Source organism: Methylomonas albis, from assembly GCF_014850955.1.
In the GTDB taxonomy this organism is placed as follows: domain Bacteria; phylum Pseudomonadota; class Gammaproteobacteria; order Methylococcales; family Methylomonadaceae; genus Methylomonas; species Methylomonas albis.
This window is the reverse complement of the sequence record NZ_JACXSS010000001.1, coordinates 2082628-2097572: the sequence shown is the minus strand read 5'-3', so window position 1 is coordinate 2097572 and position 14945 is coordinate 2082628. Positions and strand designations below refer to the sequence as shown.

The following is a 14945-nucleotide window of genomic DNA, read 5'->3' as shown; positions in this document are numbered from 1 at the left end:
AAGGCGTTTTAGCCTCTGACTTGCGCCATAACTTCCGCAGCAAAATCTTCTTCTTTTTTCTCGATGCCTTCGCCGACTTCGAAACGAGCAAAACGGACTACACCGTTGCCTTTGGATGTCAGCAATTTACCGACAGTAACGCTGTCGTCCTTGATGAAAGGCTGACCCAACAAAGTCACTTCTGCCAGGAATTTATTGATCCGTCCGCCAATCATTTTTTCAACGATCTCGGCAGGTTTACCGCTTTCCAATGCTTGCGCGGCGAAAATCTCTTTTTCCTTGGCAATCACATCGGCCGATACTTGATCATCCGACACATATTCTGGCTTAGAGGCGGCAACATGCATCGCTACATCTTTGCCCAAAACAGGATCGTTTTTAGTCAATTCGACGATAACGCCAATTTTACTGCCATGCAGATAAGCTGCTTGGCCGCCTTCAGCGGTAGTGTATTTAACGAAGCGACGCACAGTAATGTTTTCGCCAATTTTAGCAATCAAAGCACGGCGGGTATCATCAAGGCTGATTCCGGTGCTCAATGACATTGCTTGCAATTCTTCCTCGCTATTGACATCGTGGGTAAGCAAACTGTTGACGACATCATTGGCAAAACCAATAAAATCATCGCCTTTAGCCACAAAATCGGTCTCGCAGTTAACATCAACCATGACGACGGTTTTCGCGTCATCGGAAACTTTTACGCCAATCACGCCTTCCGCAGCAATCCGGCCGGATTTTTTATCTGCCTTTGCCAGGCCTGATTTACGCATATTCTCAATGGCCAGTTCCATGTCGCCATTGGCTTCGACCAGGGCTTTTTTGCACTCCATCATGCCTGAGCTGGTACGCTCACGCAATTCCTTGACCATCGCCGCACTAATACTCATGTTTTTTCCTCAAATTTTATTAACTAAAAAAACGCCTCACAAAGGAGGCGTTTAAAAGACAGTCTGTTCTGAATACCGGATTCAGCGGCGCTCAACCCTATCGGCCGAGCGCGTTTAAAACTTACGCTTCCGCTACGACTTCTTCTACAAAATCGTCGGCTTTGGCTGAAGCATCCATGCGCAATGCTTTCGCTTCCAGCACGGAGGCTGAAGCGCTTTGGCAATACAAAGTCACTGCACGGATAGAATCGTCGTTACCAGGGATTACGTAATCGATTTTTTCAGGTGAATTGTTTGAATCCACAATACCCACCACCGGAATACCCAATTTTTTGGCTTCCATAATGGCATTTTTTTCATAACCTACGTCCAGAACGAAGATTGCGTCGGGTGTGCCGCGCATGTCTTTGATACCGCCCAGACTGCGCTCAAGCTTTTCCAGTTCGCGCTCCATGCCCAAAGCTTCTTTTTTGCTGAAACGTTGATACAAAGTGCCATCGGCTTTCATCGCTTCGAGTTCTTTCAAGCGGTTGATGGATTTTTTAATAGTTTTGAAGTTGGTCAACATGCCGCCCAACCAACGATGGTTGACGTAGGGCATGCCGCAACGTTTTGCTTCTTCAGCTACTACCTTGCGTGCCGCTTTTTTGGTACCGACGAACAGAATCGTACCTTTGTTAGCGGTCATTTGGCCGAGATAGTTCATCGCATCATTGAACAGTGGAAGCGTTTGTTCCAAGTCGATGATATGAATTTTGTTACGAGCTCCAAACAAGTATGAAGCCATTTTTGGGTTCCAGTAACGGGTTTGATGTCCAAAGTGAACACCCGCTTCCAGCATTTGACGCATTGACACTGCTGCCATTTACTTCTCCTAATATTGCCGAATAATTCGGCGTTGGGTTACGCCTCCACCCGCCCCGATCAGTGACCGAAAATCTAAAATAGACTTCCAGCACCCCACCGACCGTGTCGACAAGTGTGAGTATTGGTTACATAGTGAACTTGCCTTTATACCATGATTAGAATTTCACAACAACCTCAAGTCTGATAGACTCCTATTGCAAGCTTGCTTGAGAAGGCCTCTTAATTCCACTGCAAAATCGGGCCAGCGCCCGCCTTGACCCCAATAATTAGCCACCTGCCGATGACTATTACCATTAAAACCTCCGAAGAAATCGACAAGATGCGCGTTGCCGGAAAATTGGCCGCCGAAGTACTTGAAATGATCGCCCCTCACGTTGTTGCCGGCATAGCCACCGAAGAACTTGACCAAATCTGTCACGATTACATCGTCGATGTACAACAAGCCATTCCGGCGCCTTTAAATTATCGCGGCTTTCCTAAATCGATTTGCACATCCATTAACCAGCAGATCTGCCATGGCATTCCCAGCGAGAAAAAGCTTAAAAACGGCGACATCATCAATGTCGACATTACGGTGATCAAAGACGGTTATCACGGCGACACCAGCCAAATGTTCTGTATCGGCGAGGTCAGTCCGCACGCCAAACGCTTGGTCGATATAACCCGCGAATGTCTATTTTTAGGTATAGCTGAAGTCAAACCTGGCGCTCACCTCGGCGATATCGGTTACGCCATTCAGAAACATGCTGAAGCCAATCGCTACTCCATCGTCAGAGAATTCTGCGGCCACGGCATAGGCAAAAAGTTTCATGAAGACCCACACGTCATGCATTTTGGCAAACGCGGTGACGGCGCAACACTCGAACCCGGCATGATTTTTACGATAGAACCCATGCTCAATCAGGGCAAGCGCCACATGAAAATCCTTGCCGACGGCTGGACCGCCGTGACCAAGGACCGCAGCCTGTCAGCGCAGTGGGAACATACTATTTTGGTGACCGACACCGGCTACGAGATTTTGACGCTGAGACAGGAAGAACTGTGAGCCCGGCGCTATTTACCGAAAGCGACTTTCTCGATTGTTTCTCGAACGATAACCCGGTTGCCGCATTCAAAAGTGCAATTAACGAGGAGAACGCGCAGTTAAAAATGCGCTTCAATCCCGACCAGGCGACAGTCGGCCTGCTCACAGAAAAAGCTCGGTTTATCGACAACCTGCTGACCGCCTGTTGGCTACATTTCCTCGGCAACGTCGCCAAGCGTCACAGCCTAATCGCGACCGGCGGCTACGGCAGAGGCGAATTATTCCCGTATTCAGACATCGATATTTTAGTGCTGCTCAACGTCGCCAATCCCGTCGATTATCAACAGCAACTATCCAGTTTTTGCAATTTCCTCTGGGATATAGGCTTAAAGCCGGGACTGAGTACGCGCAGCGTTCCCGACTGCATAATCTCGGCTCAAGATGATCAAACCGTCTTCACCAGTCTGCTGGAAATGCGCCTGATTACCGGCAATTCCGAACTATTTAGTGAGCTAAGACATCAGGTAAACTCTGAAACACTCTGGCCATCGGAGCGATTTTTTCCTGCAAAAATGGCTGAGCAACAAAAGCGCTACAGCAAGTTCCACGACACTGCTTACAATCTGGAACCCAACATCAAGGAAGGCCCGGGCGGGCTTCGCGACCTACAGGTAATCAGCTGGGTATTTAAGCGCCATTACAACGCCTCTTCGCTTAGGGAGCTGATCAAATACGGCTTTTTACCCAAATCGGAATACGACAATCTGATTACCGCTCGCGACATTCTCTGGCGTCTGCGCTTTGCCCTGCATAATCTGACCAGCCGCTGTGAAGACAGATTGGTATTCGACTACCAACGCGAGCTCGCCAGCCAATTCGGGTATGTCGACAAAAACGAACAACCCGATGTAGAGCAATTCATGCAGTTTTACTTTAAAACTGTAGTGGACATAGAACGCCTGAACGAAATGCTATTGCAACTGCTGAACGAGAGACTGATCAGCAACAAAGAAAGCTTGACCCCTATCCCTATCACCGCCAATTTTTCATCCATAGACGGCTACGTTGAAGTCAGCAATAAAGACGTATTCCAGAAAACGCCCCTGGCTTTGCTCGAAATTTTTTTAATCTTGCAACAATCGCCGTCTTTGAAAGGGATTCGCGCAAGCACTATTCGCTTGATTCGCAAGAATCTGCACTTGATCGACGCCGATTTTCGCACCAATAAACAAGCCAATCGCCTGTTTATGGATATTCTGAGACAGCCGCGCGGCATTACCAGCCAACTAAAGCGCATGAATCGCTACGGGGTGCTAGCCGCCTATTTGCCGGACTTCGCCAATATCGTAGCGCGCATGCAGTACGACTTGTTCCACATCTATACCGTGGACGAACATACCTTGTTTGTCATCCGTAACTTGCGGCGCTTCTCGCTAGCCAAGCACAACAAGGAATTGCCTTTTTGCAATAATATTTTTCTGCTGATCTCCAAGCCCGACATTTTGTACATCGCCGCCATGTTTCACGACATAGCCAAGGGCCGAGGCGGCGATCATTCCACGTTGGGCGAAACCATCGCGAACAACTTTTGCCAGCAGCACGACCTGTCCAGCCATGACACCAAGCTCATCACCTGGCTGGTCCGTAACCATTTATTGATGTCGATGACCGCTCAACGCAAGGACATCAGCGACCCTGACGTGATCCATACCTTCGCCCTGCAAGTTGGCAGCATAGAGGGATTAAATTACCTGTATTTGCTAACGGTAGCGGACATACGCGCAACCAACCCCAGCCTATGGAACGCCTGGAAAGACGTGTTACTGAAGGACTTATATATTTCCACCCATCAAGCCTTGCACCGCGGCTTGCAAAATCCGATGGTCCGTTCTGAACGGGTACAGGAAAACAAAAAAGAAGCGCGTGACGAGCTATTAAAATTGGGCATATCCAAAACTAATATCACGCAGTCTTGGCAGCATCTCAGCGACGACTATTTCCTGCGCTATTCAGCGGAAGAAATCGCCTGGCACACTATCGCTATCGCAGCATGCCAGGAAAGCGAACTGCCGCTGGTGTTGCTACGCCCGCAAACCCTGCGTGGCAGTGCGGAGATTTTTGTATACACCCGCAATGAAGCGCAGATTTTTTCGATTTCGACCGCCACCCTGGATCACCTGGGCTTGACGATTCTGGACGCCAGGATTATCACCACTGCCGATCAGTATGTATTGAACAGCTTTCAGGTACTGGAACAATCCGGCGAAGCCATTAATGACCTTTATCGGGAAGTGCATATCTGCACCTCGCTACGCCACAGCTTGATCGCTAAAAAGGTTAAAGCCTCAAAGAATATACACAAACAATCCAGACAGGCCAGACACTTTCCAATCGAAACCAGCATCACTTTTCTGGAAGATCCGTCGCACAAACACACCATCATCGAGTTGGTTACCACCGACCGCGCCGGCCTTCTGTCCACGATAGGCAGAGCTTTTGCCGAACTGGATATCCATCTGCACGACGCCAAAATTACTACGATAGGCAGTCGCGCGGAAGATATGTTCTACATTAGCGACATGCAGTCGCTGCCGATCACCGACGAAGACAAAAAAGCGCAGATACGCACCACCATGTTGAGATATTTGAGTCTGAAAGGTTAAAGACGCTACCTGGCCAACAGACGTTCGCCGCGCGCCAGTTTCGGCAAGCGTCCTTCCAGCCCCATCGCCGCTTTCATCGCTTTGTTACGCGCCGGGGTAATGCGTTGCGCCAAACCCAGACCAAGATTTCTCAATAGTTTTATCGGCAAAATATCGTTACTGAATGACCGGTAAAACACATCCATCAAGGTCATCATTTTCAGATTTTCGTTGCGGCGCATCGCTTCATAATGCTGTAAAACCACCAAGTCGGCGATGTCTTTACCGCGCTTATGGGCTTCCACCAGAGTCTCCGCCAACGCCGCCGCATCCAGCAAGCCGATATTGACGCCCTGCCCGGCCAATGGATTAATCATGTGCGCAGCGTCACCCACCAAAGCCACTCCCTGCTTGACATAGCGCTGCGCATGCTGACGCTTAAGGGGAAAGCTCGCCACGCCCAAAACCTGCGTCACCTCACCCAGGCAATCAGGAAAAGCCGCCACCATTTCGGCCTGCAATTGCTCATAAGGCAAAGCTTGTAAACGCCTGACTTCATCCGGCGATTGATACCAAACGATGGATCCGTAATGACCTGTTAGCGGTAAAAATGCTTGAGGACCGCTGGAAACAAAACGCTGCCAAGTAATGTCCTGCTGCGGATACGCAGTTTCTATGTAAATCACCAAAGCATGCTGATTGTAATCCCAGCTGGTCACACCCAAACCTACCGCCTGCCTTACCCGCGACTGACCGCCGTCTGCCGCAACCAGCAACTTTGCCTGGAGCACGCGACCGTCCGCTAATCCTATTTCCGATTCATGGCCGTCGTAATTAATCTTATTAATCGTTTGTGGCATCAGCAGTTGTATATTGTCGAAACTTGGCAATCTGTCGAGTAAAGCCAGTTGCGTTATGCGGTTTTCGACAATGTAACCCAGCTCGGGATAGCGTATGTCGTCGCTATTAAAGGTAGTATCACCCGCCGTTTCCCAAACCCGCATGCGTTTAAACGGACAGTAGCGCCGCGAAGTCACACCCTCCCAGGCGCCTACGGTTTCCAGAATGTTTTTCGAGGCGATACTTAGCGCTGAAACCCTTAAATCATGTGGCTGTTCAGCGGCAAAAGGCTCCGGCACTTGCGCTTCTATCACGGCTACTTTTAGCTCACTTCCGCCCAAGCAACTAGCCACTGCCGAGCCAACCATCCCCCCGCCGACTATCACCACATCAAATTGTTCTTTCATATTTCTTCACAAAGTTTTAAAACTAAAGGCCAGACGAGAGAACAGCGACGCCATCGGCTTTACGGAATGACAGAGACACCGCCACATGGTATGATTACAAAGTTTCGCCAACTGAAATTCCGAAGTTATTTAGGGTTTCTCGCCGCGTGGGACGACTCTACCACGCAGCAGGCAGAAAAACCATAAACGGCACTATCGGTAAGGAAAATACCGGGTAGCGCATTTAATCAGTAAGAGAGGATCTGGATAGCAATGATTAAAAACGCCCAGAAAATTAACGCATTACACATGCTTTACGACGCCGATTTATCCCAGGACAGCTGCGGTGTTGGCTTTATCACCCGCAAGGACAGCAAACAAACCCACGACCTGTTGGTAAAGTCGCATGAAGCCTTGTGTACAATTCCACATCGCGGCGGCATGAGCGCGGAAGGAATAGGGGACGGTGCCGGCGTTAATATCGATTTATCTCTGAAGTTTTTCCGCAAGGCCACAGGAAACGCCGGCCTGGAATTGGGGCAATTCGGCGTCGCCAATTTCTTCTTCCCGGAAGATCACGCACACTACGATTCGGAAGCGCGAAAACTGGTCGAAGAACAATTTCTGGAATTCGATCTGCCGATTATCAAATGGCGGGAAGTGCCGGTAGACAGCTCCGTATTGAATGCGGCAGCGCTGAGAGCGCAATTACCGATCAAACAGGTAATTTTCGGCCGCCCCAAAGCCCTGAAAGACGCCAGCCATGAGGCTTTTGAAAGACATATTCAATCCGCGCTGTTAACGATAGAAGCCAATGGCTTTACCCGTCCGGAACTGAAAGGCTTTTATCCGTTATCAATGAGTTCCCGCACTCAAGTCTATAAAGGCCGCCTGAACTCATTCGAAGTAATTCCTTACTTTGTAGACTTGTACGACGCTGACCACGACATCAGCACCCTGTTTTTCCATACCCGTTTTTCCACCAATACCGCACCGGCGACCATGATGGCCCAGCCGTTTCGTTATATGGCGCACAACGGCGAATTGAATACCGACAAGAAAAACCGTCTCAGCGAAAACGCTATTGCTCGGCAAAACAATAAACACGTGGTGTTTCCCTGCGGTCAATCGGATTCCGGCCGCCTGGATCAAACCCTAACCCGCCGTATCAACGAAGATCAGCTGGATATCGTTACGGCGATTCTGGCGATGATGCCGCCAGCCTGGGAAAACGATACAACCTTGTCGGAAGACGTACGCGCCATGCTGGAATATTTCAGCTTGTACGAAGAGAAAAACGACGGCCCGGCCGCGTTGATCTTCAATGATGGCATCCGTGTCGGTGCCCGCCTGGACCGACTAGGCTTAAGGCCATTGCGCTCCGTCGAAACCGAAGAATACCTGGCAGTCATGTCCGAAGCCGGCCAAATCGATTTCCCACCCGAAAAAGTGCTGCGACGCGGCCGTATCGAAGCCGGTGGCATGCTGTATTTCGATCATCACACTGGCAAGTCATACAACAGCTATCAAGTGATGGAGCGCTTAGCCAAGGAAAGAGACTATAAAGCGCTGCTGAAACAAAGTTGTATTCATATCAACGAATTGCCCAAAGTAGAGCTTGCGGAACTCAGTAACGAGCATGAACTGAATATCGACCAGCGTCACACAGCTTATTCGCTGAACCAGGAAAGCTTTAAATTTTTGCTGGACCCTATCCTGCAAACCGGCTTAGAAAAAGTCTCCGCGATGGGTTACGGCCTGACACCCAATGCATTGAGTGCTGCCGAAGGTGGTATGTCGCGTTATTTCAGCCAACGCTTCGCTCAGGTCACCAATCCACCGCTGGATTCCCTACGCGAAAGCGACGGCATGACCTTGCGTGTAGCCTTGGGCGCCAAACCGACTTTTGCGCCGCAGAACAGCAAACAGCTGATAATCGAATCGCCGATTCTACAACGCACTCAGCTGGAACAAATTCGCAGACAAAGTCAGGTAAAAACCGCGACCGTAGCGGCGCTATATACCCCGAACTTTGAAAATACCGCACAAAATGAACTGGCACTGGAACAAGCCTTGCAATCGGTCTGCGCACAAGTCGAACAAGCCGCGCGCAGTAATACCGGCATTATCATTTTGAGCGACGCCAATATCAGCAAAGCCCAAGCCGCTATCCCGGCCTTGCTGACCATTGCCGCAGCCAACCAACATCTGGTTAAACATGGTTTGCGTTTTAACAGCTCCTTGATCATGGAGACCGGCCAAGCAGCCAGCCCGCACGATGTTGCCACCATTCTGGGCTTCGGCGCTTCCGCCATCTGCCCACTCAGTGTGCATAACCGGGTGATTACCGAATACGCCGACCCTGCCGCACAGCAAAAAGCCCTGTACAGTTTTCAAAAAGGCGTCGAAAAGTCGCTGATGAAAACCATGGGCAAATTCGGCCTGTGTACTGCAGAAAGCTATATCGGCGGCGAGTTTTTCGAATCCAATTACCTGGATACCGACGAACCGAAACTAAAACCGTATTTCCCCAACATCAATGCTTCGGTGGGCGGGGTACGCTACAGCGACATCGCCGCCAGCGCAACCGAATGGCACCATAAAGCGCTGTCCGTTACCAGCGAAAGCGACATTCCATTCCTAGGATTATTTAAAGAGCGGAATGAAGGTGCCGGCCACACGTTTGGCAACACAGCGGTGCGTGAATACATCAACATGACCGATGAAGCGATCATGTACATAGCGCCACAACAAGCGCCGGAAGCCAGCGATACGGCGTATTTGGATTTTGGCTATGAGAAACGCACACCCGAGCAAATCGACGCTTTCGGCATTACGCCGGCTTATCGCAGCTTTACCCACAATCTGGCTCAGGAGCGCGCCAACCGTCCGGCTGCTTTACGCGATGTGATGGAGTTCCCAGCCGATGCTAGCAACGCTAACAGCAAAGCCGATTTTGATCGCCTGCTGGGCAGCCAAGATTTGCACGGTAACAACAACTACCTGATCCGTGGCCTACAGGTCGAGAAAAGCAGCGATGTGGTGTTCAGCATTCGATTTACTGAGAATTCAAGCAAAGCGCGTCTGGAACAACTTGCCGAACATCTGAAAACTCGTTTTGCTGGCAACGATTTCGGTTTAACTCTGGAAAACGACAGTATCAGTCTGCGGGCGAACGACAGCGAAAGTCTGATTTACCAGTATCTAAGCAACGTGCGTCCTGCCCGCTCGCGGATAGCGCTGGACCACGTGCAACCAGCCCATCAAATCACCCCGACTTTCGCATCTGGCGCGATGAGTCACGGCGCGCTGCTAGCCGAAGCCCACGAAGCCGTGGCGCAAGGCACCAACATTGCCGGTGGCATGAGCAACTCCGGCGAAGGTGGTGAACACTCCAGCCGCTTTGGCACGATTCGTTCCAGCAAAATCAAACAGTTCGCTTCCGGTCGCTTCGGTGTCTGGGCCGGCTATTTGGCTGATCCGAATCTGGAAGAAATCGAAATCAAAATCGGCCAGGGCGCTAAGCCCGGTGAAGGCGGACAATTACCGGCCGCAAAAGTGTCGGTAGAAATTGCTGCGTTGCGCGGTGGTACACCAAAAGTCGAATTGGTCAGCCCACCACCTCATCACGATACTTATTCAATCGAAGACCTGGGCCAATTGATCCACGATGCCAAAGCCGCTCGCGTTCGCGTAGTGGTCAAACTGGTATCTTCGGAAGGTATCGGCACCATCGCAGTCGGTGTCGCCAAAGCCGGCGCGGATGTGATTAACGTCGCAGGCAACACTGGCGGCACCGGGGCGGCGGCAGTCACCAGCTTGAAAAATACCGGCCGCTCACCCGAAATCGGCATCGCCGAAGTGCATCAAGCGCTGGCGGCTAACGGTTTGCGCGATAAAGTGATTATACGTTGCAGCGCCGCCCACCAGAACGGTGCCGACGTTGTCAAATCCGCTATTTTAGGCGGCGATTCCTTCGAATTCGGCACCACGGCCCTGATGATGCTGCGCTGCGTAATGGCGAAAAACTGCAACATCCGCTGCCCAGCCGGCCTGACCACCGCCCACGAAGAATTCAAAGGCGACCCACGCGTGCTGGCGCAGTTCTTCATGAACCTGGCCCACGAAGTGCGGGAAATCCTGGCTGATTTAGGCTACACCAGTTTGCAGGAAATACGCGGCAAAACCGAGTTGCTGCATCTGATTGACCACCCGAGTATGGTCGGCCAAATCCACTTGCATAAACTTTTGGCTGAAGTCCCGGTCATTAAGATCGAGAAACCCATTTATTTGGAAAAGGATTTCGCGATCGACGATTTGATCTTTGCCCGCGTCAAAGCCGCTTTGTTTGAAAAAAGCCAAAAACAGGTGATCGTCGAAGGCGACGAATTCAAGCTAAACAACCGTAACAAAACCGTCGGTGGTCAAACTGCTGTCGATTTGGAACGCTTGTTGGCTTACGAACTCAGTCCAGAGCAAATCTCTGAGTCGAACATCATCTACACCAACCAACATGGCCGCCGTTATCTGGCCGACGATACCATTATCGTCCGCACCCACGGTTCGGCTGGTCAAAGCTATGCGGCGTTCAACAACGACGGCATGCGCATGGAACACACCGGCACCTGCAACGACGGCGTCGGTAAAACCGCTTGCGGCGGCACCATCGTCATCAAATCGCCCGGCGGCGGCTCCAAGTTGCCAGGCGAGAACGTGTTGATCGGTAACTTTGCGCTATTCGGCGCGTCCGGCGGCAAAACCTTTATCAACGGTGAAGCCGGCGACCGGTTTGCCGTACGTAACTCCGGTGCGATGGCCGTGGTGGAAGGCGTCGGAGACTTTGCTTGCGAATACATGATCAATGGCGCGGTATTAAATCTGGGCGGCTTCGGTAAAGGCTTCTGCACCGGCATGTCCGGCGGCAACGCCTACCAATACGATCCGCACAACCGCTTACAGGACTTGTACGACGACACCTCGGTATCGATACACAGCCTAGGTGACGGTAGTGAAATGGCCGCCAGTCATGAGCAATTCATTTTATACATGCTGACCCAACATGTTGAACATACTGATTCGGAAAAAGCCCAGGCCATCCTGGCTAATTGGGCCAACGAACGTCAGCACTTCAAATTTGCCTTGCCGCTTTGGTTGAACCGCACGCAAACTGCGGAATATCTAAGCAAAGCGCTGGACCGCAAGGCGATGATAGAAGAACTGTCTGTAGCATTTGCACAAAAACAAATCGAGCAAATCAAGCAGGCTTACCAAAACAACACACCACTGTTCGACGGCGCCATTCCCGGTTACGGAGAAACCGACACCGATCTGACTTTGAAACTGATCAATAGCTATGCGGTTATCGACAAAGCCCAGCAAATAGCTAGAGATCAACTCAATAAAGCCGGCCAACCGGCTACCGAAGCCTTAGTCGACAAACATGCCTACAAGTTAGTCATGGAACGTCCGCGCAAGCTGCAAGATGCGCTGATTAAAAATATCCGCGAAGCTTACAGCCAATACGATGACGGCCAACTGGCGGCGTTGATGGCGAAAAAACGCCTGAACGATTACAAAACCACGCTAATGCTGCGCGACGTGCAAAGCATCTATTCGATAGGCTCCACGGCCTGGATCATCGAACAGGATAGATTTAACCGCGTGGCCTTGGCCGGACTACCGACTATCGATAAAAACCTGGCGAGCTTGGAAAGCCTGTCTATCGTTAAAGACATGCTGGACAGTGAGTCTGCCTGAGCCAATGGAGGGTGCATGCCACGCACCCTCCTTGCCGATTGGCAAGAACCAAATACAGTGACTGGACAGCCTGACACCTGTCCACAGATGGTAATGAAATGAAAGCACCTTTTATCCCCCAAAACGCCCCTTATAGTGATACCCAACGCGCCTGGTTAGGCGGCTTTTTCGCAGGCATGCACAGCCACATGCTGCATAGCGCCGGCAGCGTCAATCAAGCTGACGCCCGCATTTTGCACATCCTTTACGGCACCCAGACCGGCAACGCCGAATCGCTTGCCAACGACGCAGCCAACGCGGCTAAAAAGCACGGTTTGCAAGCTGTCGTTAAAAGCATGGATGAAGTTGAAATCGGCCAATTGCCGCAAATGCAGTATTTGCTGATCATTACCAGCACATACGGCGAAGGCGCGATGCCGGACAATGCGGAAATGCTCTGGGAAGCAGCCAATAGTGAGGCAGCCCCAAACCTGGATAAGGTGAATTATTCGGTATTGGCCTTGGGCGATACCAGTTACGATTTATTCTGCCAAGCCGGCATCGACTGGGATAACAAATTGGCTGCGTTGGGAGCCAAGCGCCTGTTAGACCGGGTCGATTGTGACGTGGATTTCGAATCACCGGCGGAAAAATGGCTCAGCGAAGTGATTCCGCTTATGGCTGAAGGTGCCAGTACAGTTGCCGTCATCGATACCGAAGCCCAGGGCTCAAAATCCACCTACAACCGCAAAAATCCATTTCCGGCAAAATTACGGGTCAATCGTATTGTCACAGCCTTGGATTCGTCGAAAGAAACTCGGCATTACGAAATTTCGATAACCGGTTCCGGGCTGAGCTACGAAGCCGGCGACGCCTTGTGCGTAATCCCAACTAACTGCCCTGACCTGGTCGCGCAAATCATTACAGCCATCGGTTGCACCGGCGCCGAAGACGAGCCAGTCAATGGCGAATTGATGAAGCTGTCGGATGCTTTACGTACGCATTTTGAGATCAAATTACCCGGTAAAGAACTGGTCGAAGAAATTGCCAGCCGTTCCGGCGATCAAGCGTTGAATGCCTTATTGTTGTCCGGCGACAAGGAAAAACTGTCCGATTATCTTTGGGGCCGCGACATACTCGATCTGCTGTTGCAATTTCCCGGCGTGGAATTTTCCGCAGCCGAATTTTTGCGTTTATTAAAACCGTTGCAACATCGCGCCTACTCCATCTCCTCCAGCGGCAAAAAACACCCGGACAGCGTCCATTTGACCGTCGCCAGCGTGCGTTACGACGCGCACGGCCGCCAACACAAAGGCGTCTGCTCCACCTATCTGGCCGATTTGGTTGATGAAGAAACCGACGTACGGATATTCTTCACCCCCAACAACAACTTCCGCGTGCCAGCTGACGACGAACTGCCAATGATCATGGTCGGTCCCGGCACCGGTATCGCGCCGTTCCGCGCCTTCCTGCAAGAACGCGAGTTTCGCAAAGCCCCCGGCAAAAACTGGCTGTTTTTCGGCGACCGTAATGCGTCCACCGATTTTATCTACCGCGACGAAATCGAAGCCATGCAAGCCAGCGGCCTCCTTACTAAGCTGGATTTAGCGTTCTCGCGCGACCAAGCGGAAAAAATCTATGTGCAGGATCGCATGAAAGAGCATGGTGCCGAACTCTATGCCTGGTTGGAGCAAGGTGGCTACTTCTTCGTATGCGGCGACGCTTACCGGATGGCCAAAGACGTCGATCAAGCCCTGCACGACGTTATCCGCGAACATGGCAAGAAAAGCTTGGTCGAGGCGGTTGAGTACGTTAACCAGTTGAAAAAGGACAAACGTTACGTCAGAGACGTTTACTGATCTAAGATTTAGGTCACGGGCACACGCGGGTGTGCGCCCGTGAAGCTAACTTACCCCAGAAGATAACCAAAGCACGTTTCAGTAGTGCTTAATCGATACTCAGCCGTTGCCCACTTTTTTTCAACTTCTTCGCTAGATTCAGCGTCAGTATGCCGTTCTCGTAACGTGCCTTGCTGGCCTCTTCGTCAATATCAGCCGATAGTTGAAAACTGCGCGACACTTCACCGAAATAGCGCTCGCTGCGTAACAATTTATCGTCTTTGTTTTCCGAATCCAGCTGGCTGATTTGCGCGCGGATACTCACCACATTGCCATCGATATCCACATGGATATTCTCTTTACCAGCGCCCGGAATTTCAGCTTGGACGATAAATTCGCCTGGGTTTTCTTTCACATCAACCCTGATTTGCGCCGGTAAACCGTCACCGTGCAGAGGTTTGATGTAGTAGCCGGGATTGACATCGCGAAACAGTTCGTCAAACAGACCGCGACTAACAAATGGATTTAAGTTACTCATGTCGATTCTCCTCTTTGTTGCATGTAAAAACTGAATGGTTCGCTGCCAATATGGTGCTGGGCCACACGCAATTCAAGAGGAAGATACTGCAAAAAATACGCGACAATTTGGCAAGTAATGACGCAAACGCCTTTAGGCGCGGCAGCTGTTTCGTTGGAATTATCATAAATCCCACTCATGCATTTTG

Annotated in this window: 9 protein-coding genes; 4 read left to right on the top strand and 5 right to left on the bottom strand. The window is 50.9% G+C overall.

Annotated features, from left to right (window positions below; genetic code table 11):
* Positions 1–8: 8 nt before the first annotated feature.
* On the bottom strand, positions 9–887 hold the full coding sequence (tsf, locus tag EBA_RS09575) for a translation elongation factor Ts (protein WP_192374519.1): 879 nt from the start codon (positions 885–887) through the stop codon (positions 9–11).
* 121 nt (positions 888–1008) lie between these two features.
* On the bottom strand, positions 1009–1752 hold the full coding sequence (rpsB, locus tag EBA_RS09570) for a 30S ribosomal protein S2 (protein ID WP_192374518.1): 744 nt from the start codon (positions 1750–1752) through the stop codon (positions 1009–1011).
* A 282-nt stretch (positions 1753–2034) separates the two neighbouring features.
* Here rpsB and map point away from each other — a divergent pair, with 282 nt between their 5' ends.
* Together map and glnD are read left to right on the top strand one after the other, a co-directional pair.
* A complete protein-coding gene (gene map, locus EBA_RS09565) occupies positions 2035–2799 on the top strand; it encodes a type I methionyl aminopeptidase (protein WP_192374517.1) in 765 nt (254 codons plus the stop codon).
* The gene (gene glnD / locus EBA_RS09560; RefSeq protein WP_192374516.1) at positions 2796–5441 is read left to right on the top strand and encodes a [protein-PII] uridylyltransferase; all 2646 of its coding nucleotides are present in this window, start codon (positions 2796–2798) and stop codon (positions 5439–5441) included. Before map ends, glnD begins: the two co-directional genes overlap by 4 nt.
* 5 nt (positions 5442–5446) lie before the next feature.
* Here glnD and EBA_RS09555 read toward each other — a convergent pair whose 3' ends face one another.
* Positions 5447–6667 (bottom strand): FAD-dependent monooxygenase, encoded by a 1221-nt coding sequence (locus tag EBA_RS09555; protein ID WP_192374515.1) that lies wholly within the window; start codon positions 6665–6667, stop codon positions 5447–5449.
* 252 nt (positions 6668–6919) lie between these two features.
* Between EBA_RS09555 and EBA_RS09550 the strand changes: the two genes are divergently transcribed.
* Both EBA_RS09550 and EBA_RS09545 read left to right on the top strand, forming a co-directional pair.
* Positions 6920–12403: a glutamate synthase-related protein gene (locus tag EBA_RS09550; RefSeq protein WP_192374514.1), complete on the top strand. Its 5484-nt coding sequence runs from the start codon at positions 6920–6922 to the stop codon at positions 12401–12403.
* A 98-nt stretch (positions 12404–12501) separates the two neighbouring features.
* Entirely contained in the window at positions 12502–14241 is a 1740-nt protein-coding gene (locus EBA_RS09545) for a sulfite reductase subunit alpha (RefSeq protein WP_192374513.1), read from the top strand.
* An 88-nt stretch (positions 14242–14329) separates the two neighbouring features.
* On the opposite strand, the gene EBA_RS09540 is transcribed toward EBA_RS09545, so the two are convergent.
* Together EBA_RS09540 and EBA_RS09535 are read right to left on the bottom strand one after the other, a co-directional pair.
* On the bottom strand, positions 14330–14758 hold the full coding sequence (locus tag EBA_RS09540) for an Hsp20/alpha crystallin family protein (protein ID WP_192374512.1): 429 nt from the start codon (positions 14756–14758) through the stop codon (positions 14330–14332).
* Positions 14755–14937, bottom strand: a complete 183-nt coding sequence (locus EBA_RS09535; protein WP_192374511.1) for a hypothetical protein — start codon at positions 14935–14937, stop codon at positions 14755–14757. The genes EBA_RS09540 and EBA_RS09535 overlap by 4 nt, the downstream gene beginning before the upstream one ends.
* Between the last annotated feature and the right edge of the window lie 8 nt (positions 14938–14945).